This is a genomic window from Clostridium beijerinckii (genome assembly GCF_018223745.1).
Lineage (GTDB): Bacteria > Bacillota > Clostridia > Clostridiales > Clostridiaceae > Clostridium > Clostridium beijerinckii.
This window is the reverse complement of sequence record NZ_CP073653.1, coordinates 5055550-5078886: the sequence shown is the minus strand read 5'-3', so window position 1 is coordinate 5078886 and position 23337 is coordinate 5055550. Positions and strand designations below refer to the sequence as shown.

Below are 23337 nucleotides of genomic sequence, written 5' to 3'. Positions count from 1 at the left end.
GAAATGCCATTAGTAGATATGAGGGGACTTTTAAAAAGTGCTTTAAAAGAAAATTATGCAGTTGGAAGTTTTAGCGTTGCTAATATGGAAATGGTTATTGGAGCTATAAAAGCAGCAGAAGAATTAAAATCTCCAATTATACTTCAAATAGCTGAAGTAAGATTAAAATATTCACCTTTAGAACTTATTGGTCCAATGATGGTAAAAGCTGCTGAAAACTCAAAAGTGCCAGTAGCAGTACATTTTGATCATGGAGCTACAATTGAGAATGTAAAGAAGGCTTTAGATTTAGGATTTACATCAGTAATGATCGATGGATCACATTTAGAGATTGAAGAAAATATAAAAATAACTAATAAAATATCAAGCATGGCGAAATTATATAATGCATCAGTTGAAGCTGAAATTGGACATGTTGGTGGCAGTGAAGATGGAAGTAAAGAAATAGAGATTCAAGTCACTAAGTTAGAAAGTGCTAAAAAGTTTTTTGAAAATACAGAAATAGATGCTTTGGCTGTAGCAATAGGCAACGCTCATGGAGTATATAGTGGAGAGCCTAATTTGAGGTTTGACGTACTTAAAAATTTACAAAATAACATACCAATACCGTTGGTTTTGCATGGAGGATCTGGAATATCAGCGGAGGATTTTAAAAAGTGTGCGACAATGGGAATAAAAAAAATAAATATTGCAACAGCTACATTTAATTTAGTTAAGAAAAGCGTAAAAGAATTAAACAAGAGATTAGAAGATTATGATTATTTTAAATTACATGAAACAGAGATTAAGGCTGCCTACGAAAATGTTAAAAAGCATATAGAAATATTTGGAAGTTCAAATAAGCATAAGGAGGAACTATAAATGGAATATATTAAATTTGATAAAGCAAGAAAAATGGATATAGTACCCATAGGAAGAGTCGCAATTGATTTTAATCCTATAGATATTAACAAGCCTTTATCTGAAAGTAGCACTTTTAAAAAATATTTAGGAGGATCACCAGCTAATATTGCAGTTGGACTTGCAAGATTAGGTAAAAAGATTGGATTCATTGGCAAAGTATCAAAGGATCAGTTTGGAGAATTTGTTGTTAATTATTTCGATAATGAAGGGATAGATACATCTCAAATAAAGTATTCAAAGAATGGAGAAAATTTAGGATTAACTTTTACTGAAATAGCAAGCCCAACAGAGAGTAGTATATTAATGTATAGACAGGGAATTGCGGATTTAGAATTGAATGTTGATGAAATCGACGAGGAATATATAAAAAATACTAAGGCAATAGTGATATCAGGGACAGCTCTTGCCAAAAGTCCATCAAGAGAAGCAGCATTGAAAGCGCTGGAATTAGCTAAAAGGAATAATACAGTTGTAATATTTGATGTGGATTATAGAGCTTATAATTGGAAAAATAGTGATGAAATAGCTATATACTATTCGATTGCTGGAAAACAAAGCGATATTATAATGGGCTCACGAGAAGAATTTGATTTAATGGAAAAATTAATTACTAGAGAGAAAAATTCAGATGAAGAAACAGCGAAAAGATGGTTAGATTACGGAAACAAAATAGTAGTAATTAAGCATGGTAAAGAAGGATCTACTGCTTACACTAGTGATGGAAAGTCATACAATATAAAGCCATTTCCGGTTAAGCTACTTAAATCATTTGGTGGTGGAGATGCTTATGCATCAGCATTCCTATATGGTTTATTAGAAGGATGGAGCATTATAGATTCATTAGAATTTGGAAGTGCATCAGCAGCAATGTTAGTGGCTAGTCATAGTTGCTCGCAAGATATGCCTACAGTGGAAGCAATAAGAAATTTTATAAAAGAAGAAAAAGAAGAATATGGTGATATGGTAGCTAGAGCTTAAGAGGAGGAGTTAATATGGTTTATAATTTGGATAGATTGGAAAATGGCGAGAATATATTATGTCAAATTAATGGTAAAAATAAAGAAATGTTAATGGATGTAACGGTAGAAAAATTAGAAAAAAATCAAAGAAGAGAATATCTAAAAAGTGATAAGGAAATAGCTGTTTTACTTCTGACAGGACAAGTGAAAATAAATTGGCTTGAAAATTCTAAGTCTATTGAAAGAAAATCAGTATTTGATGATGATCCATGGTGCTTACATGTACCTAAGAATGTTGGAGTTACTGTTGAAGCCAGTGAAGATAGTGAGATATTAATTCAAAGCACTGAAAATTTGGGATTTTTTGAACCAAAGTTATATTCACCAAGTGAATGTAAGAGTGAAATCTTTGGAGAAGGGACTTGGAATGGTACCGCTAGAAGAGTGGTAAGAACAATATTTGATTATAAAAATGCACCGTATTCCAATATGGTTATTGGAGAAGTTATAACATATCCAGGAAAATGGTCAAGCTATCCTCCTCATTACCATCCCCAACCAGAAGTTTACTTTTATAAGTTCGATAAACCACAAGGATTTGGATTGTGCTTAAATGGAGATAAAGCATACAAGATTCTAGATAATAGCTTTGCAACAATAATTGGGGGAGATGTACATCCGCAAACATCTGCTCCAGGATATGCAATGTATTATTGTTGGATGATTAGGCATCTAGAAAATAATCCTTGGAAAGATAGAATAGATGTAGATGAACATAAATGGCTTTGGAATAAGAATGCTAAAATATGGCCTGAGGAGTAAAGGGAGGTAAAGAGATGAATTCTATTAAAATGACAACAGCTCAAGCACTAGTAAGATTTTTAAATAATCAATACATTTTATTTGATGGGAAAGAGGAACGATTTATTGATGGAATCTTTACTATATTTGGGCATGGAATAGTTTTAGGACTTGGACAAGCACTTGATGAAGATCCAGGAAACTTAAAAGTTTATCAAGGAAGAAACGAACAAGGAATGGCACATGTTGCATCAGCTTTTGCTAAACAAAATAATAGAAGAAAGATAATAGCATGCTCAACATCAATAGGACCAGGAGCAGCTAATATGGTTACAGCAGCAGCTACTGCAACAGTTAATAATATTCCATTACTTATGTTTCCAGGAGATTCATTTGCTAGCAGACAGCCAGATCCTGTACTTCAACAAATCGAACAATCTTATAATATGGGAATTACAACTAATGATGTATTTAAGCCAGTATGTAAGTATTGGGATAGAGTTTCTAGACCAGAGCAATTAATGTCTGCAATTATTAATGCAATGCGAGTTCTTACAGATCCATCAGATACTGGAGCTGTGTGCATAGCATTACCGCAAGATGTTCAAGGTGAAAGTTTTGACTTCCCAGAATATTTCTTTAAAAAACGTATTCATAAAATAACAAGACCGATAGCTGTGGATGAAGAGTTTAAAGAATGTGTTGAATTAATAACTAAGAGAAAGAAACCAATAATAATTTGTGGTGGTGGTGTTAGATATTCAGAAGCTGGAGAAGTACTTGAAAGATTTGCAGAAAAGTTTAATATTCCAATAGGAGAAACGCAAGCAGGAAAAAGTGCTATAAGAGGAAGTCACCATATGAATTTAGGTGGAATAGGAGTAACAGGAAATTTGGCTGCAAATACAATTGCTAAAGATGCAGATTTAGTAATAGGAATAGGAACAAGATTCTCGGATTTTACGACATCATCTAAATCTTTATTTAAAAATCCAGAAGTAGATTTTATAACAATAAATTTATCAAAATTTCATGCAAGTAAATTGGATTCCAATAAGATGGTTGGTGATGCTAAAGTTTGTATTGAGAAACTTAGTAATTTATTAGAAAAAGAAAATTATGTTTCATCATATGAAGATGAGATTAAAAATGCAAAACAAGCATGGAGAGAGGAGATGGATAGGTTAATTAATATAAAATATGGAAAAGATTTCACTCCAATTATAAAATCAAGAAATGAAAGAAGCCTGGAAGAATTTAAAGAATTAACTAGCGGAGTTATTACTCAGACATCAGCTCTAGGATTGATTAGAGAATGCATTGATGATAATGCAATTGTAGTGGGTGCATCAGGAAGCTTGCCAGGGGACCTTCAAAGAATGTGGGAAACTGATTCTAGAAATTCATATCATATGGAATATGGGTACTCCTGCATGGGATATGAAATAGCTGCAAGTCTAGGGTGTAAAATTGCGGAACCTAGCAAAGAAGTCTACTCACTAGTTGGTGATGGAAGTTACTTAATGTTACATTCAGAACTTATTACTTCATTGCAAGAAGGTAAGAAGATAAATGTATTATTATTTGATAATTGTGGATTTGGATGTATTAATAATCTACAAATGTCTAATGGAATAGGGAATCTTGCTACAGAGTTTAGATACAGAAATAACGACACAGAAGAACTTAATGGAGGTTTAATTCCTATAGATTTTGCTAAGGCAGCAAGTGGATACGGAGTGAAAACATATACAGCTAAGACTTTAGAGGAATTAAAAGTTGCATTGAGTGATGCAAAAAAACAAAAAATTTCTACTTTAATTGATATTAAAGTTTTACCAAAAACCATGACTGATGGATATGAATCATGGTGGCATGTAGGATTAGCTGAAGTATCAGAAAAAAAATTTGTTAATGAAGCTTTTGAATATGGTCAAAATCAACTTAAAAATGCAAGAAAATATTAAAGGAGAGATAATTTATGTTAAAGGTTGGAATTATTGGTGCAGGAAGAATTGGAAAAGTTCATGGAGAAAGTATTTCAAAGTATGTTAAAAATGCAGAGGTAAAAGCTATAGCAGATGTATTTTTAAATGAAGCTACAATAAATTGGGCAAGAGAAATTGGGATTCAAGGTGTATATAAAGATTATAAAAAGATACTAGAAGATCCAGAAATAGATGCTATTCTTATATGTTCATCTACAGATACTCATTCAAAAATCTCTATAGAAGCAATAAGAGCAGGTAAGCATGTATTTTGCGAAAAGCCAATTGATCATGATTTGGCAAGAATTAAAGAAGTGATAGATGAACTTAATAAATCAAAGGTTAAATATCAAGTGGGTTTCAATAGAAGATATGATCATAATTTTAAAGCCATAAGAAATGCGGTTGTGGAAGGGAAGATTGGAGAACCACATGTTCTTAAAATAACTTCAAGAGATCCTGAACCACCTTCAATTGATTATGTAAAGGTATCAGGAGGAATATTTTTAGATATGACAATTCATGATTTTGATATGGCAAGATATCTTTTAGGTAGTGATGTGGTAGAAGTTTATGCAGCTGGTAATGTTCTAGTTGATAATGCAATAGGAGAAGCAGGTGATATTGATACAGCTATTATAACTTTAAAAATGGCCAATGGAGCAATGGCAGTTATAGATAATTCAAGGCAGTCGTCTTATGGATATGATCAAAGAGCTGAAGTATTTGGATCTCTTGGTCAAGTGTCTGTGGGCAATGATAGTATTTCAAAGGCTGTGATATCAACTAAGGATGGAGTTACATCTGAAAAGCCATTGTTTTTCTTCTTAGAAAGGTATATGCAGGCGTATGCAGATGAAATTACAGAATTCATAGACGCAATTGTTAACAATAGAGATATTTCAGTAAGTGCAGATGACGGATTAAAAGCTGTGTTAATAGGAGAGGCTGCAACTAAATCATTAAAAGAGAATAGACCAGTTAGGATATCAGAAATAATATATTAGAATTTTGGAGGAGATTGTTATGCTTAATACTGAAAAAGTGAAATTAGGAATTTGTCCAATAGGATGGACAAATGATGATATGCCTGATTTAGGAAAAGAAAATACATTTGAACAAGCCGTAAGTGAAATGGCTCTTGCAGGATTCAAAGGCACTGAAGTAGGAAATAAATATCCCAAGGATGTAAATGTTTTAAAAAAAGCATTAGACATAAGAAATCTTCAAATAGCAAGTGCTTGGTTTAGTTCATTTTTAACTACTAAGCCTTATGAAGAAACTGAAAAAGAATTTATAGATCATAGGGACTTCTTACATGAAATGGGTGCAAAAGTTATAGTAGTATCAGAGCAAGGGCACAGTATTCAAGGGGAAATGGATACCCCAATATTTGATGGAAAATATTATTTTAATGAAGAAGAGTGGAAACTATTAGCTGATGGTCTTAATAAGCTTGGAAGGTTAGCAGAAGATAAAGGAATGAAAATTGTTTATCATCATCATATGGGGACTGGAGTACAAACCACTGATGAAATTGATAAATTGATGAGTATGACTGATGAAAATTTAGTATATTTGTTATTTGATACAGGTCATTTGGTTTATTCAGGAGAGAATCCAATTGCAATATTAAATAAATATGCTAATAGAATTAAGCATGTGCATTTAAAAGATATAAGAGCAGATGTTTTAGAAAAAGTCAAGAAAGAAAAAATGAGTTTTTTAATGGGAGTAAGAGAGGGTTCATTCACTGTTCCAGGAGATGGATGTATAGATTTTGAGCCAATATTTAAGATATTGGATGAAAACAATTATGAAGGCTGGATATTAGTTGAAGCAGAACAGGATCCAGCAATTGCAAACCCATTTGAATATGCAATAAAAGCTAGAAAATACATTAAAGAAAAAACAAAATTTTAAAATTAAAATTCATAAAAGATTTCAAATGAACAAAATCTATTAAGTTTGGTAACTAGTATTTCTTAGAAAAGAGTGTGCAATATATCTAGTTACCATACTAATGATAGGTATAAGTTACTAATATATTGAAATCAGAATAAAGCATTTATAAATATATTAAGAAAAACAGTATTAATATGAAAAAATAAATTATAAAAGTATTTGTGTAATTCTGAATGATTCTAATTATTTAAAGTAGATAAGGAGGAATTAGAATGGAGCAAGGTTCTTATAACATTAAGAAAAAAAGTAATTTAAGGAAAATACAAATTATATCAACATTTGGGGGTTTACTATTTGGATATGATACAGGTGTGTTTAATGGAGCATTAAGTTTCATGAAACGACCAGATCAATTAAATTTGACACCTATGAATGAAGGGCTTGTTACAAGTATATTAACATTAGGTGCAGCATTTGGTGCAATAATTGGCGGACGTCTATCTGATAAATATGGTAGAAAAAAGATAATAAGAATGTTAGCTATTATATTCTTTTTTGCAACTATAACTTGTTCAATTGCACCTAATGCAAATATTATGATTGTTTCTAGATTCGTTTTAGGGTTAGCTGTAGGAGGGGCATCAGTTATTGTGCCAACATTTTTAGCAGAATTGGCACCTATGCACCTAAGAGGAAGTATAGTATCTAAAAATGAAATGATGATTGTAACTGGACAATTAGTAGCTTATGTTATAAATGCTGTATTAGGAAACCTTTTTGCAGATAATTCTGGTGTATGGCGTTATATGATAGTACTTGCTACTATTCCAGCAATTGTATTGTGGTTTGGAATGATGGTACTTCCTGAAACACCAAGATGGTTAGCATCTAATGGAAAAACAGCAAAAGCATTAGAAGTTCTAAAACAGATTCGTGATAAAGCAGAGGCAGAAGCGGAATTAGAAGAAATAAATAAGAATATTGAAGCGGAAAAGCATTTAGACAAGGCATCATTTGCTGATTTATCTATTCCTTGGATCCGTCGTATTGTTTTAATTGGAGTTGGAATAGGTATTACACAACAAATTGCTGGAATTAATATAATGATGTATTATGGAACATCAATTTTGGAACAAGCTGGATTTGGTACAAAGGTGGCATTAATTGCTAACATAGGAAATGGGTTGATGTCTGTTATAGCAGCTATATTTTTTGTAAAATGTGTTGGTGATAAATATCCTCGTAGAAAGTTATATTTACTTGGAATAACTGGAACTACTATAGCTATGACAGCGTTATCTGTTGTTACAAACGTTTTACAAGGTTCATCTATGCTTCCTTTTGTTGTAATAATGTGTACTATTGTTTATATAGCTTTCTTCCAAGCCTTTCTTGGACCATTAACTTGGCTATTAATATCAGAAATTTTCCCATTAAGATTAAGAGGTTTTGGAATGGGAATATCAGCATTTGCTTTATGGGTAGCTAACTTTATAGTAGGTTTTGTATTCCCTATATTATTAGCAAGATTTGGTTTATCAGGAGCATTCATAGTGTTTATAGGATCGTCAATTATAGGAGGTATATTTATCTATAAATGTGCACCGGAGACATATGGTAAATCATTGGAGGAAATAGAGCAGTCATTTAGAAAATATAAGAATGATGATTTTGTTGAAGAAAATATAGAAGCTAGGTTGTAGCAATATACTTTGGGAATCATTAGTGCAAAAATAATTAATGATGTATGCATTTGAAATAATAAACAAACGTAGTTAAAGTCTGTTTCTATGAAAACCTTTAACTATAAAGTGATGAGTGATGAATATATGTTGCGATATTAAATTTATAGTTAAGAATCTAGTAAGCTAAAGTTTAATTAAGATTAAAGTTTAAAAATTTAATTCCACCATATAAATTATATCGAAAACAAAAAATATTAATTATAAAAGATATTAATATAAATACAATATATCTTGAAGGGGGAATATTAAATGGAAAATATTAAGGTAAAGGAAGAAAATGGGATATCAGTGATTTGTATTGATAGACCTAAGTCACTTAATGCATTAAATACACAAACACTCAAGGAACTAGGACAAGTAATAAATGATATATCAGAAAGAAAGGATATATATACTGTTATCATAACAGGATCAGGAGAAAAGGCTTTTGTAGCTGGAGCAGATATAACAGAAATGAAAAGTAAAAGTGCAATAGAGGGAAGAGAGATGGCTAAGCTAGCTCAAAAGGTATTTTCTAATATTGAAAATATGCCACAAGTTGTTATAGCTGCTGTAAACGGTTATGCATTGGGTGGAGGATGCGAATTATCAATGGCGTGTGATATAAGATTAGCTTCTACCAATGCTAAATTTGGACAACCGGAAGTTGGATTAGGAATAATTCCAGGTTTTGCGGGAACTCAAAGGCTACCAAGATTAGTTGGAAAAGGAATAGCTAAAGAACTGATATTTACTACAGATATGATAGATGCAAAAGAAGCTTATAGAATTGGTCTTGTTAATAAAGTTTACGAACCAGAAGAACTAATGGAAAAAACTATTGAGTTAGCTCAAAAAATAATGAAAAAAGGATTATTTGCAGTAAGCTTGGCTAAATCAGCAATAAATAATGGCTTAAATATGGATACTGAATCAGCCTATGCATTTGAAGCAAACCTATTTGGATTATGTTTTTCAACTGATGATCAAACAGAAGGAATGAGTGCATTTATAGAAAAAAGAAAGGCTCTATTTAAAGGATGTTAAAAGATTAAGACGCTAGGACAGTTAATTAATCTTGAAAGGACTGAATATAGGTGAGAAAAGTAAAAGTTTTAACAAGTCGCGAAGCAGTACAAATAGTGAAGGATGGAGATGTGTTAGTAACTGGCGGATTTGTTGGTAGTTGTGCACCTGAAACTCTTAGTTGTGCTTTAGAAAAACGTTTCATTGAAACAAATCATCCGCAAAATATAACTTTATTTCATGCAGCAGGACAAGGCGATAGTAAGGGGAAAGGTTCAGATCATTATGCCCACGAAGGCTTACTTAAGAGAGTGGTTGCAGGTCATTATAATTTAGCACCGAAAATTGGAAAGTTAATTAATGAAAATAAAATAGAAGCTTATAATCTACCACAAGGGACAATTTCTCAATTATTTAGAGATATTGCGGGAAAAAGAATTGGGACAATAACTCACGTTGGATTGAATACATTTGTGGATCCAAGAATTAGTGGTGGAAAATTAAATGAAAAAACAAAAGAAGATCTAGTAAAGCTAATAAATATAGAAGGTGAAGAAAAATTATTATACAAATCAATTCCAGTTAATGTCTGCTTCTTAAGAGGATCTTTTGCAGATGAATACGGTAATGTATCATTAGAAAAAGAAATAGCTACACTTGAGGATACGTCAATAGCCCAAGCTTGTAAGAATAATGGCGGAAAAGTAATAGTTCAAGTAGAAAAAGTAGTTGAAGCAGGATCTTTAGACCCACGTCTTATAAAAATTCCAGGTATATATGTAGATGCGGTTGTAATCTCAACTCCCGAAGAGCATGAACAATCCTTCGAATGCCCATTTAATCCAGCAGTAACAGGTGAAATGAGAATTCCATTAAACAGTGTAGAAAAAGCTCCATTAAATGAGAGAAAGATAATTGCGAGAAGAGCAGCTATGGAATTAAAGAAAGATACGGTAGTAAATTTAGGTATAGGGATACCAGAAGTTATTTCTTTAGTTGCGAATGAAGAAGGAATTGGTGAATATATGACATTAACTGTAGAAGCCGGTCCAATAGGAGGTATACCACAAGGATGCACAGCTTTTGGAGCGAGTATAAATCCAGAAGCTATTATAGATCAGCCATATCAATTTGATTTTTATGATGGTGGAGGCGTCGATATAGCATTTTTAGGACTAGCTCAGGTTGATGAACATGGAAATTTGAATGTAAGTAAGTTTGGGCCTAGAATTGCTGGATGTGGTGGATTCATAAATATAACTCAAAATGCTAAGAAAGTGTTATTTTGTGGAACATTCACTGCAGGAGGCTTAAAAGTAGTAACAGGAGATGGCAAATTAGAAATTAAACAAGAAGGAAAAGCTAAAAAATTCATTAAGGATGTAGAGCAAATTACATTTAGTGGAGATTATGCAAGAAGGATGGATCAACAAGTTATGTATATAACTGAGAGAGCAGTATTTGAGTTAAGGAAAGATGGATTATACCTTACAGAAATAGCGCCTGGGATAGATCTAAAAAAGGATGTATTGGATTTAATGGATTTCAAACCTAAAATGGATGGAGTACCTAGACTAATGAATGGAAGAATATTTTATGATAAGTTGATGGGATTAAGGGAGTAAATATATTTTATATAAAATTAAGGGCTCTAAGCGTTAAGATAGGGTACCTATTGAAAATTCAAATTATATTTAAATTAAAAAGATATACATTACAAGGGGGATTTAAAAGATGGATTTTAATTTAACAGAGCAACAAGAAAAAATAGTGAAAATGGTAAGGGAATTTGCAGAAAACGAAATTAAACCTAAAGTAGTTGCATATGACGAAAGTGGAGAATTTCCAATAGACACTTATAAGAAAATGGGGGAATTAGGATTGATAGGGCTTCCATATCCAAAGGAATATGGTGGAACTGGTGGAGATTATTTATCTTATGTTTTAGCAGTTGAAGAAATATCAAAAGTGAGTGGTTCATTAGGAATTTCATATTCAGTAAGTACTTCTCTTTGTTCAGGAGGAATAATTAATGCAGCATCTGAAGAACAAAAGAAAAGATATCTTCCAGACATTTTGTCAGGAAAAAAATTCGGATCATTTGGATTAACTGAACCAAATGCAGGATCAGATGCAGGTGGATGTATAACAACAGCTGATAAGAATGGTGAGTATTATATATTAAATGGTGCAAAATGCTTTATCACAAATGGACCTTTATCAGAAACATTCTTAGTATTTGCATTAACTGATAAGAGCAAAGGAGCAAAAGGATTATCAGCTTTTATAGTTGAAAAGGAATTCGAAGGATTCTCTATAGGAAAGATTGAGAATAAATGTGGTATAAGATCAGCACAAGTTTCAGAACTTGTATTTGAAAATTGTAAGGTTCCAGTTGAAAACTTAGTAGGAGCTGAGGGCAAAGGTTTTGGAATAGCAATGAAGACTCTTGATGGAGGAAGAATAGGAGTTGCAGCTCAAGGACTTGGAATAGCAGAAGGAGCGTTTGAAGTAGCTAAGCAATATATGAAGGAAAGAGAGCAATTTGGAAAACCTTTATGGAAAAATCAATATTTAGCTTTCAAAATGGCAGAGTTAGAGCTTGAAATAGAGCAAGCTAAATACATGGTATATAAGGCTGCCATGGATAAACAAGAAGGAAAGCCTTACTCAGTTTCTGCAGCTAAAGCAAAACTAGCTTGTACAGATGCAGCAATGCACGTAACAACTGAGGCTGTGCAAATGTTAGGTGGAAATGGTTATATGAGAGAATATAATGTTGAGAGAATGATGAGGGATGCTAAGATAACTCAAATATATGAAGGCACAAATGAGATACAAAAACTCATTATAAGCGGAAATATATTTAGATAGGATACAGGCTATTGACGAAAACAATTATACCTAAATAATGAAAATCGTTGCCATGCAATAGTCGGTAATCTTACTAAAGCAGTACAAGAATTAATAGCTCAATTTGAAGAAATAAGGCGCGCTGAATAATTAGCATTAAATAAAGTGAAGTAAAAGTGCAATAAAAAATAATCAGATCAATAGGTTATAATCAAGTGGTCTTTAATGAAGATTTTGAATATAACTTATTGATCTAATTTTAGTTAGAGACTAGTAGGAAATAAATTTCTTCTACATATTTAGATTTTAGGTAAGATAATGGCTGCTATCTTACCTCGTTTATTAATCCTTTTCTATAGGCTTTGAGCAATAATTTCAAATCTTTAATTTGATTTTTAAGCTCCTTTCCTATGTCTGTATCACCAACTTTTTTTCTGTCTAGTTTTTCTACTATTTGTGTTGAAGATAATATATCCGTTTCTTTACTAAATGCATCTTCAATTGATTTGAAAGGTTGATGAGATATTAGCTGAAGTCCATAGGAATTATAAGTCAATGTGTATCCTGCGAGGCCAGTTTGACTTCTATAAGCTTTAGCAAAGCCACCATCTATAACTATCAGTTTTCCATTACACTTTATTGGGTTTTCTCCAAATTTATTTTTAACTGGAACATGTCCATTTATTATTCGTGATTCAGCTGGATCTAATCCAAATTCTTCAAAAATCATATTACACATTTCTTCAGAATCCCTAAAATTGTAGTAGGGATTTTTCTTTTCTTTATGTGTACTTTTGTCTTTTATAAAGTATCTTTCAAAAGTTGTCATATCTTCTTTTCCAAAAAGAGAAGAACAGGCTCCAGTCCATAAATACCACATTATATCAATACCATATAATTTTTCAGCACTGCCTCTAGTACTGAAATAACCTTCTCTAGCTAAAGAATCAAATTTATCTAGAAGTTTTTTTCCTTTATACTCTTCACCATGAATAGTCATACTTTTAAAAGTTTTATCTTTATTTAAAGGAATACAGCCGTGAAATAAAAGATTAGAATTATAAGTTAAATATAGTCTTCCTTTATTAAATAAAAATAGAACGTGCTTTTGCAATTTATCGCTATTTATAAATGAAATTTGAAGCTTAGAAACCAATTTTTTTTCATCACTCGTAAGTTCAAAAGGATTATTAATATTGATTGTAGGGAAACTTTTGTCGCAAAGCTCATAAGTTATATTGTTTAAAGTTATGGTGCCATCACTATAATTTATCTTATCTAAAAGTAATCTATGATCCATATTAAATTCAGGTCTTCTTTTTATAATTTCATATTCAAGTTTAAATTGAATAATTGTTATGGCTTTATGCATTTTAGAAATAAGCTCAATTTCAGAGGCTCCATATAATGTTTCATCTGTGTTTTTAGGAACGAAAGCTATGCAATTATCATTTTTATAGTGCTTAAGTGCAAAAGTTGCAAGAGGTAATAAATTTATACCGTAAATATCTTCGATGACGTCTAGATTAGAATATCTAGCTGCTATTCTTAAAACATTTGCTATACATGTAGTATTACCTGAGGCAGCACCCATCCACAATATATCATGGTTACCCCATTGTATATCAACAGAATGATAATTTATAAGGGTATCGAGGATTATATCTGGTCTAGGACCTCTATCAAATATATCTCCGATTATGTGTAATCTATCTATTACTAGTCGTTGTATTAATTTAGATAGAGCCACTATGAACTCTTGGGCTCGTTCAATTTCGATAATAGTATTTATTATCCCATCATAATAACCCTGTTTATCATTATTATCAGATTCTTCATGTAATAATTCTTCTATAATGTAGCTAAAATCTGGAGGTAGCGCTTTTCTTACTTTAGATCTTGTATATTTAGAAGATACATGTCTGCATAATTCAATCAACCTATACAGATTAATTTTATACCAATCATTTATATCTTTTTCTTCTCTTAGAACAATCTCTAATTTTTGTTCAGGATAGTATACAAGTGTGGTTAAACTTCTTTTTTCACAGTCCATTAAAGAATTTTCAAATACCTCTTGAATTTTTCTCTTTATAGCCCCTGAACCATTTTTTAATACATGAACAAAAGGCTCATACTCACCATGAAGGTCAGCTAAAAAATGTTCTGTACCTTTAGGTAAATTTAAAATAGCTTCTAAATTAATTATTTCAGTTGATGCCGCTGCAATAGTAGGATATTGCTTAGCAAGCAGACTTAAATATTTTATGTCATCATATTTTTCCATGACATCCTCCTTTTATAAGAAAAAAAGTTTAGTTTAAAAGTAAACTAAACAAATTTCATTTTAAAAGTATACCTATCTCTATGTATATTTTACATTATATAAACTTATAATTCCATAGTAAATTTACAGTTAATGGAATAAAAACTTAATTATATTCCTTTAGGGACATTATTAAGCAATCCTCTTTCAGATAATATATCGTATATTGTTTGAGAGGTTGTATCTTCTAATGTATATCCAAGTAACTTCACTACTGTTTCCAATTTTTCTTCCGATGTAGTTTCAATTTCTAAATATGGGAAGGGACAAAAACTCTTGTCATTAATATCAATTTCAATTAAGCAATCAAGTAATTTATAGCTTTCTCTATATTTTTTATTAGATTCTTTCAGAACTAATCCAAGAGATTTAAATATACCTTCTCCCATAGTTTTGTTATCAATTATAACTTCATTTTCTTCCATGACTTTAAATCTGCCCTGGGATAGCATTTTTTTGGTAGTCATAAAATACACGATTTTATTATTAATCATATCATTTATAGTTCTTATTCTAGCATATCCTTTCTTATCTAAAAGACGTCCATCTTCAAAATCATATATATCATTTACTTGATCTTCCATTTTAACTTTTTCAGCACCATTTGATAATAAAATTTTCCTTATATTTTCAACATCAATATCAACGATCCTGGTTTCTAACTCTTGCATAGAATAGCCTCCTTAGTTAAAGTTAATAAATAATACTTAAAAAGAGTAGATATTTATTTTTATATAATAATATAATATAGCAATTTTAAAAGTTGTGCTAGTAAAATTGATTTATATGGCATATTTATAGTAGAGTCAGAATTATCTAAACAATTATAATAATATGAAGAATATGGTTGCAAGAAATAAAAATATTATTATATAATGAATTCAAAACTGGTAGTATCCAGTTATATTTTCACAAAGATTTATGTAGAAGAATTCAAAGGAAAATTTCAAATGTATCTTAGAAAGCGAAAAACATGGGACAATATATAGAGATGCATTTATATAGTAGGTTAAAAGTTATAAGGACAAATTTTATGTTTTTAATGTGGACTACTTATGAGTGGGGGATAATATTAAATGAAAGGATTACCTAGAAAGGAAGAAGTAATAAAGAGTCTTATTGAGCTTGAAAAGATCAAAGGAAGAGGAATAACAGCAGATGAACTGGGATTTTATATAGGAATAGACCGAACAAATATAAGTAGGTATTTAAACCAATTATATAAGGAAAAAAGGATAAATAAAAAAGAAGGACGACCAGTTATATATAGTAGTATCAAAAGTTACAAGAATGAAATGAATTCAATTAAAAATAAATCGGACATAATCGTGAAAAATATAGATAGCCTTGAAATGCTCATAGGTTCAAATCAGTCACTTAAATTACCTGTACAGCAAGCGAAAGCTGCAATATTATATCCTCCTAGAGGCTTACATGCTCTTATTTTGGGTGAAACTGGTGTAGGAAAATCGCTATTTGCAGAAGCAATGTACAATTTTGCTAAAGACTCTAAAATAATAGCTGCTGAAGCTCCTTTTATTAGATTTAATTGTGCCGATTATTCAGATAATCCTCAGTTAGTTGTGGCACAAATATTTGGAGTAAAAAAAGGTGCATTTACGGGGGCAGATACTGATAGAGAAGGTTTGTTAAAGAAAGCTGATGGAGGAATATTCTTTTTGGATGAAGTACACAGGCTATCACCACAGGGGCAAGAAATGTTATTTACTTTTATAGATAAGGGATATTTTAGGCAGCTTGGAGATACTGAGAAAAAGGTGAAATCTGAAGTGCAGATTATAGCAGCTACTACGGAGAATCCACAGTCATATCTTCTGAAAACATTTACTAGAAGAATTCCAATGGTGATAGTATTACCGACATTAAGAGAAAGAAAATTAGAGGAAAGATATCTTCTTTTAAACGAGTTCATAACAGAAGAATCTATAAGAATCGGAAAGAGCATATATATTAGTAAAAATGCGATTATTTCATTTTTACTATATGACTGTCCTAATAATATAGGGCAATTAAAAAGTGATATACAATTAGCTTGTGCTAAAGCATTTTTAAATTATAAGATTAAGAAAAATAATTATATTTTGGTAGATAAAAGTGATCTGCAACCTAGAATTCAAAAAGGAATAATGAGAATTAGAGAATGCAGAAAAGAAATAGATAATTTATCTCAAGATATGGCTGATATTTTAAGATTTTCAAGTGAAGATAGTATACTAAAAAATATTGAATTTCATGAAAATCAAATAGAAGGCTCGGAAAATAAAAGTTTTTATTCGATAATAGAAAATAAGATGGAAAACTTAAAGGCACGAGGAATTAATGAGACAGAAATAAATGATATTCTAAATATTGATTTGGAAAAATATTTTAGAAGATATATTAGTAATATCACAACAAATGTTAAAAAAGATGAGATTGCCAAAATTGTAAACATTAAAGTAGCTACAGTTGCAGAAAAAATGTTGAGTATAGCATCTGAAAAGTTAAATAGGGATTTTGATCAGAAAGTTTATTTTGGGTTAGCACTTCATTTACAGGGAAGCATCGAAAGGATTAATTCAGGAAAAAAGATATATCATCCTAAGCTTAATATTATAAGGGTAGAAAATAGGGAAGAATTTGCTGTGGCCATGGATATTATAAAAATTGCGGAAAAAGAATTTCATATAGATATCCCATTAGATGAAATAGGCTATATAACTATGTTTTTGGCTGCATGTAATGATGAAAATAGTGAACAATTAGAGAAAAAGGCGCGAGTTCTAGTAATGATGCATGGAACAAGTACAGCTAGCAGCATGGCTGAGGTAGCTAATTCTTTAATAGGAGAAGAATATGTGCAAGCTCTAGATATGCCACTAACTATGAAGGCTGAGGATATGCTAGAGAAAGCTAAGAAAAAAATTAAAGAAATATATAATGAAAAAGGTATATTGTTACTTGTTGATATGGGATCATTGGTTAACTTTGGAGATATAATTAGTAATGAATTAGAAATAAAAATTAAAACCATAGATATGGTCACAACACTAACTGTTATAGAGGCAGGAAGTAAAGCTTTTAATGGGAGAAGTTTGGATTCAATATATAATTTATGCAGAGATATTGGAAAGTCCTCTATGCAAGTTTCTAAGGAAGACTATAAATACAATAAAGAACTAGTTATAATAACTACATGCTTTACAGGTGAAGGAGCAGCAGAAAGAATAAAAATAAGAATAAGTAATAATTTGAAGAATATAGAAAAAGTAAAAATTATACCGCTTAATATTTCTGATAGGGAAGAGTTTTTTAGAAAAGTAAATAGGCTAAAAGAGAAGTTTGTAGTATTAGCAGTTGTAGGAACTATAAACATAGTTATTGAAAATGTTCAATTTATACCAGCACAAGATGTATTCTTGAATGAGGGAATAAACTATTTGGAGAATCTAGTGGACATTGAATATGACTTTCTAAAAGTTAGAAAAGCATTAAGTATTGAATTAAATGAATTAAATTCAATAAAGGTATTTTCAGATATTAGAGATGTAATAAGAAAAATAGAAGAAAATTTAAAAGTGAGAATTCAGCATGATGCACAGATAGGAATTTTAATTCATATCACTTTTCTTATAGATAAATTAAAGCATGGTGGTCAAGAATTAAAATTCAAAGATTTAGAAAATTATCGCCATATGTATAATAGTGAATTTTCATTGATTAAGAAAATTTTAAAAGACTTGGAGCGTGTATATAATATAAATATAGGAGATAATGAGATCGCTTATATAGTGAGAATTGTTAAGGAAAATATAGTTACTGTGTAAGAGCCAAAGCAGTGTGTAAGTTAAATTACACACTATTTTTTTAAAGTTGCACACTTCGATTCATGAATTGTGCGATTATGAGATGATTTATATTTATTTATGTATAAATATAATATTGGTATAAAACTTGCTTTATATAATAGTGTAATAGATGAATGCTAGTAAAAAAAATATCCAAGGAGAGGTTAAAAATGAAGAATATATTATTAGTTTGTTCAGCCGGAATGTCCACAAGTTTATTAGTTTCGAAAATGGAAAAGGCAGCTGAAGAAAAAGGGATTGAATGTAATATAAAAGCTGTAGGAGAGGCAGATGTTAAAGAATATATAGGTAATATAGATGTTTTGTTACTGGGGCCTCAGGTTAGATTTTTATTATCAAAATTTAAAGCTAATTTATCGGATAAGAATATATATGTAGAAGTAATTAATACAGTTGATTATGGAACAATGAATGGAGAAAAAGTCTTAGAAAGAGCTCTAGATCTTATAAAAAATAAATAATTGAAAAGGAGAGAAACATTGTGGAAGAAACAATAATGAATCTTATAGTGCATAGCGGAGAAGTTAGAAGTTATTCAATGGAAGCTATTCAATGCGCTAAAAGTGGGAATATAGATGGAGCAAGAAAATTAATTGAACAAGCAGAAGCAGAATTATTAAAAGCACATAATGTTCAAACATATTTAATACAAAAGGAAGCACGAGGAGAAAAAACAGAAGTTTCTTTACTTATGATTCATGCTCAGGATCACTTTATGACTAGTATGACATTAAAGTCTATGGCAGTTGAAATTATAGAAATACATGAAAAATTTAATAACAACATATGTTAGCCTAATTACTTATTTACTTAATGTTAAGGAAAAGGTAGTGATGATATGAAATACATTATAGGTGTGGATGGTGGAGGAACAAAAACGGAAGCAGTAGCTTATGACTTTCAAGGAAATATTATAGTTACTTCTGTAAAAGGATTCGCAAATTTGCTAAATAATAGAGAAAAAGCACTAAATAATATAGTAGATTCAATAAGAGAAATAATAGATGTTCTTAAAGAAGACGAACTTGTAGATTTATATCTTGGCATTGCAGGATCGGAAGTCGGAGATAATGCAAAAATTATAAAAGATACAATAAAAAATGAACTTAAGACTGACTGTGTACTTATGAACGATGCTGAAATAGCCCTAAAAGCTATGTTAAGGGGGAATGATGGAATATTGACAATAGCAGGAACTGGATCGATAGCATTTGGAGTTAAAAATAATTCAAGTGTAAGGTGTGGGGGATGGGGCAACTTATTAGGAGATGAAGGGAGTGGATATAAAATATCAATTGATGCTATAAAAAGAATGATATTTGAAGAAGAAAATTCTTTACCCAAATCAGAATTAACTACGAGAATTATGAAAAGGTTAGGTGCTAAATCAATAGGCGAAGTAGTAACTTTTGTATATTCCTCTACTAAGGACGAGATAGCATCTTTGGCAGAAGTAGTTTCAATATTGGGCGAGGAAGGAAATAAGATAGCTGAAGAAATATTGGTTAATGAAGGCGTAGATTTGGCTAAGACTGTTATAAATGTGTATAGAAAATTAAAATTTGAAAGCTGCTCTATTGCCTTGGTTGGTGGGGTTATAAGAAAAGCAAAGATATTAAGGAAATCTTTTGAAAAGTACCTAAGAGAAAATATAGTTATTGAGTATATAGTAGATGATGAAATTTCACCTACAATTGGTGCTTATTATATTAATAAAGCGAAGAGAGAAAGTAATGTTTAGGTAAATATTATACTAGACTATATAGAGCCATGGATGAGTTTTGACTTTATTTCAAATAAATCTTAGATATGGGGAGGAAATAATTATGAATAAATTTTTTGAATGGATGGAGGAGCACTTTGTTCCAATTGCATTTAAGATTGGTTCGCAAAGACATTTAGTAGCTATACGTGACGGATTTGCTACAATAACACCTATTATAATGGCCGGTGCATTTGCAGTATTGTTCAATAATATAGGATTTCAATGGTATCAAAATTTCATGGATTGGCTATTGCCAGCAGGTTGGAAAAGCTGGGGAGGATCTATATGGAATGGTTCTTATGCAATTATGTCAATATTAGTTGTATTTACGATATCATATCATTTAGCAAGATCGTATGATAAGGATGGCTTAGGAGCTGGAATAGTATCAGTTGCGGCATCGATGATCCTATATGCAACGACACCAGATGGAGGAGCATTTCCATTAACTTTTTTAGGGGCACAAGGTTTATTTATTTCATTGATAGTATCATTAGTATCTACAGAGATTTTCGTAAAGTTAATCGGCAATCCTAAATTAGTAATAAAAATGCCTAGTGGAGTACCACCAGCAGTTTCGAAATCATTTGCAGCATTGTTACCAACAATAATAATTTTGGCATTAGCAGCGGGAATTAAGGAATTATTTATAGTTATGAGTGTACCAGATATACATCAGGCATTATTCTTTACTCTACAGAAACCATTACAATTAATTGCAGGAAGCTTTTTAGGAGTATTTGTAATAGTATTATTGGTACATGTATTATGGTTTTTTGGTTTACATGGTTCAAATATACTAGCACCAGTAATAAATGCATTATTACTTCCATTACTTTTAGCTAATACAGAAGCAATAACAAATGGATTACAGCCAGAAAATATATTAAATAGTCAATTTTTAGATTCATATGTAAATATGGGAGGAGCAGGAACCTCAATAGCTTTATTGATTGCAATATATGTATTAGGTAGAAAAGCAGGTGCACAACAAAGGGCCATTGCAAATTTAGGTATAGCACCAGGAATATTTAATATAAATGAACCAGTAATATATGGTGCACCAATAGTTTTAAATCCGATCTATTTTATTCCGTTTATATTATCTCCTATAGTTTCATTAACCATAGCATATATATTAACAGTTATTGGGTTTGTTCCAAAGGTAGCAATAATGGCAACATGGACGACACCGCCAATTTTGGGAGCAATCATATCTACGAACTCAATCATGGGTGGAGTTACAGCTCTTATTTGTTTAATTGTAAGTATATTAATATATCTTCCATTTGTATATGTTGCTGGAAGGCAAGAATTAAGAAAAGAAAATGTAAAAGAGGAATTTTAATAAAGGATTTTAGCATAGTTATTTATAATGTTTCTTAGTAGAATATTCTTAATACTCTATATTAAATATTGAGTAATAAATGGAATTTTAATTAATATATTTATATTAGTCCATTTATTATATTAGTGAGTTATGAAATGTAGCAGATTCTTAGGAATCTGCTTTCTATTTATATCTTAAGATTTCTTAAATCTGTGCTTTACAATAAATAATATATTAAGCTATTATTAATATATTAGATTTATATGGTTTAAAAGAATCATAATAGATACTAACGGCTAAAAATAAGTAAAGTATTTAAATAATAAGGTTAATGATAGAATCGTTTTATAAGATTAATAATGTCATTTATATTTTCTAAATAATGTATTAATTCAGATCATAAGTGATTTGCTAAAGATTAGAAAGTTCTATAAATAATAAAAAGGGTGGTCATATGAGTAAAATTATTGATCCAGCAACGATAATAAAATCCTATAACAACAATATAGTTTCCGTAAACATGAATGGAAAGGAAAGAATACTTTTTGCAAAGGGAATTGGATTCGGTAGAAAGTCTGGAGATACCATTGAAAAGGGTACTGAGGTTGAAAAGATATTTGTTATTGAAGATGAGGATAACCTAAGAAACTTTAAACAAGTAATCGAAAATGTTGATGAAGAATTTTTTGTGCTATGCGAAAAGATGATATCATATGTTGCAAATGAATTAAAGGAAAATTTGGATGAGAGAATACACGTTGCATTAGTAGATCATTTAAATTTTGCAGTGAAAAGGCTTTCGGACAAAGAGGAAATAGAGAATCCATTTCTTATGGAAATTAGAGCATTATATCCACAAGAATACTCGTTAGCAGAAAAAGTTGCGGAAGTTTTACAAAATGAAAAAAAGGTAAAAATTCCAGAAGGAGAAATTGGATTCATAGCATTACATATCCATTCTGCTAGAAATTCAGGTAAGCTATCCAATACTATAAAGAATACACATTTGATAAACTCAATAATTGAATACGTAGAAGCAAAAACTGAAATAAAAATAGACAAAACATCATTAGATTATGCCAGATTTCTCACACATTTGAGATTTGCAATTAAAAGAATTTTAGATGACATATCTATTGAAAATGATTTTATAAAAGAAATAAAATCAAAATATAAATTATCATATAAAGTATCTAAGGGTGTAGCAAAAATATTAGTTTTAAAGCTAGAAAAGAAAGTTTCAGATGATGAAATAGCATATCTAGCAATGCATATAGAGAGATTTAGAAAAGCTACAATAAAACTCTAATTAAAATGGCTAACATATTAATAAAAACATGTTAGCCATTTTTTTTTTATAAAGTAAAAGTAATTACTTCATCTTCTCCAGCAACAACTTCTTTATCAATATTTGAATTTAAATCCTTGATTATATCCATGTTTGTAACAAGGACTGGAGTGACCAAAGAAAAACCTTTTCCTAAAATAAAATCCCTATCTATTTTTATAATTGGAGTCCCAGCTTTAACTTTAGTTCCAGCTTTAGCTAATTGTTCAAAACCTTCACCATTTAAAGAAACAGTATCGATACCTATATGAACTAATAACTCAGCTCCATTATCAAGAGTAATTGCAAATGCATGCTTTGTATTAAATACTAATGTTAAGGTTCCGTCAGCAGGTGAAACTACTGTATCTCCAGTAGTATCTATTGCAAGCCCGTCTCCAGCCATTTTTTCTGCAAAAACTTTATCTGGTACTTTTGATAAATCTATTGTTTTACCAGTTATAGGTGCAACTAATTTTGCTTCTTTATTTGAGTCCTTTGAATTTTTCTTAAAAAAATTAAACATACTTAATATTCCCGATTAAACAGGAACAGTCACTT

The 23337-nt window shown here is 30.7% G+C and carries 19 protein-coding genes; 16 read left to right on the top strand and 3 right to left on the bottom strand.

Going from position 1 to position 23337, the window contains the following annotated elements; all coding sequences use genetic code 11:
• Window positions 1–3: 3 nt before the first annotated feature.
• The 10 genes from KEC93_RS22785 to KEC93_RS22740 all read left to right on the top strand — a co-directional run bounded on the left by KEC93_RS22785 (window position 4) and on the right by KEC93_RS22740 (window position 12180).
• A complete protein-coding gene (locus KEC93_RS22785; RefSeq protein WP_012060707.1) occupies window positions 4–861 on the top strand; it encodes a class II fructose-bisphosphate aldolase in 858 nt (285 codons plus the stop codon).
• A complete protein-coding gene (iolC, locus tag KEC93_RS22780; RefSeq protein WP_012060706.1) occupies window positions 862–1881 on the top strand; it encodes a 5-dehydro-2-deoxygluconokinase in 1020 nt (339 codons plus the stop codon).
• A gap of 14 nt (window positions 1882–1895) precedes the next feature.
• A complete protein-coding gene (locus KEC93_RS22775; protein ID WP_077829112.1) occupies window positions 1896–2684 on the top strand; it encodes a 5-deoxy-glucuronate isomerase in 789 nt (262 codons plus the stop codon).
• Between the two features lie 14 nt (window positions 2685–2698).
• Window positions 2699–4630, top strand: a complete 1932-nt coding sequence (gene iolD, locus KEC93_RS22770) for a 3D-(3,5/4)-trihydroxycyclohexane-1,2-dione acylhydrolase (decyclizing) (RefSeq protein WP_012060704.1) — start codon at window positions 2699–2701, stop codon at window positions 4628–4630.
• Between the two features lie 14 nt (window positions 4631–4644).
• Window positions 4645–5658, top strand: a complete 1014-nt coding sequence (iolG, locus tag KEC93_RS22765; protein ID WP_077867887.1) for an inositol 2-dehydrogenase — start codon at window positions 4645–4647, stop codon at window positions 5656–5658.
• 19 nt (window positions 5659–5677) lie between these two features.
• Complete coding sequence (iolE, locus tag KEC93_RS22760) at window positions 5678–6574, top strand: myo-inosose-2 dehydratase (RefSeq protein WP_077867886.1); 897 nt, start codon at window positions 5678–5680, stop codon at window positions 6572–6574.
• A gap of 254 nt (window positions 6575–6828) precedes the next feature.
• Window positions 6829–8259 carry a sugar porter family MFS transporter gene (locus KEC93_RS22755; protein WP_077867885.1) on the top strand — a complete coding sequence of 477 codons (1431 nt, stop codon included), beginning with the start codon at window positions 6829–6831 and terminating at the stop codon, window positions 8257–8259.
• Window positions 8260–8550: 291 nt separating this feature from the next.
• Window positions 8551–9327 carry a short-chain-enoyl-CoA hydratase gene (locus tag KEC93_RS22750; protein WP_077829111.1) on the top strand — a complete coding sequence of 259 codons (777 nt, stop codon included), beginning with the start codon at window positions 8551–8553 and terminating at the stop codon, window positions 9325–9327.
• Between the two features lie 50 nt (window positions 9328–9377).
• Window positions 9378–10931 (top strand): acyl CoA:acetate/3-ketoacid CoA transferase, encoded by a 1554-nt coding sequence (locus tag KEC93_RS22745; protein ID WP_012060699.1) that lies wholly within the window; start codon window positions 9378–9380, stop codon window positions 10929–10931.
• A gap of 109 nt (window positions 10932–11040) precedes the next feature.
• Window positions 11041–12180 (top strand): acyl-CoA dehydrogenase family protein, encoded by a 1140-nt coding sequence (locus KEC93_RS22740; RefSeq protein WP_012060698.1) that lies wholly within the window; start codon window positions 11041–11043, stop codon window positions 12178–12180.
• A 304-nt stretch (window positions 12181–12484) separates the two neighbouring features.
• Here KEC93_RS22740 and KEC93_RS22735 read toward each other — a convergent pair whose 3' ends face one another.
• Window positions 12485–14446, bottom strand: a complete 1962-nt coding sequence (locus KEC93_RS22735) for a fructose-1,6-bisphosphatase (protein WP_012060697.1) — start codon at window positions 14444–14446, stop codon at window positions 12485–12487.
• A gap of 149 nt (window positions 14447–14595) precedes the next feature.
• Window positions 14596–15156, bottom strand: a complete 561-nt coding sequence (locus KEC93_RS22730) for a class IV adenylate cyclase (RefSeq protein ID WP_012060696.1) — start codon at window positions 15154–15156, stop codon at window positions 14596–14598.
• A 405-nt stretch (window positions 15157–15561) separates the two neighbouring features.
• On the opposite strand from KEC93_RS22730, the gene KEC93_RS22725 reads away from it, so the two are divergent.
• The 6 genes from KEC93_RS22725 to glcT all read left to right on the top strand — a co-directional run bounded on the left by KEC93_RS22725 (window position 15562) and on the right by glcT (window position 22758).
• Window positions 15562–18312, top strand: a complete 2751-nt coding sequence (locus KEC93_RS22725; RefSeq protein ID WP_012060695.1) for a sigma-54-dependent transcriptional regulator — start codon at window positions 15562–15564, stop codon at window positions 18310–18312.
• 191 nt (window positions 18313–18503) lie between these two features.
• Window positions 18504–18815 carry a PTS sugar transporter subunit IIB gene (locus KEC93_RS22720; protein WP_077867884.1) on the top strand — a complete coding sequence of 104 codons (312 nt, stop codon included), beginning with the start codon at window positions 18504–18506 and terminating at the stop codon, window positions 18813–18815.
• A 20-nt stretch (window positions 18816–18835) separates the two neighbouring features.
• Window positions 18836–19147: a PTS lactose/cellobiose transporter subunit IIA gene (locus KEC93_RS22715; RefSeq protein ID WP_012060693.1), complete on the top strand. Its 312-nt coding sequence runs from the start codon at window positions 18836–18838 to the stop codon at window positions 19145–19147.
• A 45-nt stretch (window positions 19148–19192) separates the two neighbouring features.
• Window positions 19193–20095 carry an N-acetylglucosamine kinase gene (locus tag KEC93_RS22710; RefSeq protein ID WP_012060692.1) on the top strand — a complete coding sequence of 301 codons (903 nt, stop codon included), beginning with the start codon at window positions 19193–19195 and terminating at the stop codon, window positions 20093–20095.
• Window positions 20096–20180: 85 nt separating this feature from the next.
• On the top strand, window positions 20181–21467 hold the full coding sequence (locus KEC93_RS22705) for a PTS sugar transporter subunit IIC (protein WP_012060691.1): 1287 nt from the start codon (window positions 20181–20183) through the stop codon (window positions 21465–21467).
• A gap of 436 nt (window positions 21468–21903) precedes the next feature.
• Complete coding sequence (gene glcT, locus KEC93_RS22700; protein WP_012060690.1) at window positions 21904–22758, top strand: glucose PTS transporter transcription antiterminator GlcT; 855 nt, start codon at window positions 21904–21906, stop codon at window positions 22756–22758.
• Window positions 22759–22804: 46 nt separating this feature from the next.
• On the opposite strand, the gene KEC93_RS22695 is transcribed toward glcT, so the two are convergent.
• Window positions 22805–23302, bottom strand: coding sequence for a PTS sugar transporter subunit IIA (locus KEC93_RS22695; RefSeq protein WP_012060689.1), 498 nt, complete (start codon window positions 23300–23302; stop codon window positions 22805–22807).
• Window positions 23303–23337: the final 35 nt, after the last annotated feature.

Bases quoted from the DNA above. Each gene is read 5' to 3' on its own strand.
- glcT (WP_012060690.1), top strand. From the start codon at position 21,904: ATGAGTAAAATTATTGATCCAGCAACGATAATAAAATCCTATAACAAC.
- KEC93_RS22750 (WP_077829111.1), top strand. From the start codon at position 8,551: ATGGAAAATATTAAGGTAAAGGAAGAAAATGGGATATCAGTGATTTGT.
- KEC93_RS22735 (WP_012060697.1), bottom strand. From the start codon at position 14,446: ATGGAAAAATATGATGACATAAAATATTTAAGTCTGCTTGCTAAGCAA.
- iolE (WP_077867886.1), top strand. From the start codon at position 5,678: ATGCTTAATACTGAAAAAGTGAAATTAGGAATTTGTCCAATAGGATGG.
- iolG (WP_077867887.1), top strand. From the start codon at position 4,645: ATGTTAAAGGTTGGAATTATTGGTGCAGGAAGAATTGGAAAAGTTCAT.
- KEC93_RS22720 (WP_077867884.1), top strand. From the start codon at position 18,504: ATGAAGAATATATTATTAGTTTGTTCAGCCGGAATGTCCACAAGTTTA.
- KEC93_RS22730 (WP_012060696.1), bottom strand. From the start codon at position 15,156: ATGCAAGAGTTAGAAACCAGGATCGTTGATATTGATGTTGAAAATATA.
- KEC93_RS22785 (WP_012060707.1), top strand. From the start codon at position 4: ATGCCATTAGTAGATATGAGGGGACTTTTAAAAAGTGCTTTAAAAGAA.
- iolC (WP_012060706.1), top strand. From the start codon at position 862: ATGGAATATATTAAATTTGATAAAGCAAGAAAAATGGATATAGTACCC.
- KEC93_RS22740 (WP_012060698.1), top strand. From the start codon at position 11,041: ATGGATTTTAATTTAACAGAGCAACAAGAAAAAATAGTGAAAATGGTA.
- KEC93_RS22775 (WP_077829112.1), top strand. From the start codon at position 1,896: ATGGTTTATAATTTGGATAGATTGGAAAATGGCGAGAATATATTATGT.
- KEC93_RS22710 (WP_012060692.1), top strand. From the start codon at position 19,193: ATGAAATACATTATAGGTGTGGATGGTGGAGGAACAAAAACGGAAGCA.
- KEC93_RS22725 (WP_012060695.1), top strand. From the start codon at position 15,562: ATGAAAGGATTACCTAGAAAGGAAGAAGTAATAAAGAGTCTTATTGAG.
- KEC93_RS22755 (WP_077867885.1), top strand. From the start codon at position 6,829: ATGGAGCAAGGTTCTTATAACATTAAGAAAAAAAGTAATTTAAGGAAA.
- KEC93_RS22695 (WP_012060689.1), bottom strand. From the start codon at position 23,302: ATGTTTAATTTTTTTAAGAAAAATTCAAAGGACTCAAATAAAGAAGCA.
- KEC93_RS22705 (WP_012060691.1), top strand. From the start codon at position 20,181: ATGAATAAATTTTTTGAATGGATGGAGGAGCACTTTGTTCCAATTGCA.
- iolD (WP_012060704.1), top strand. From the start codon at position 2,699: ATGAATTCTATTAAAATGACAACAGCTCAAGCACTAGTAAGATTTTTA.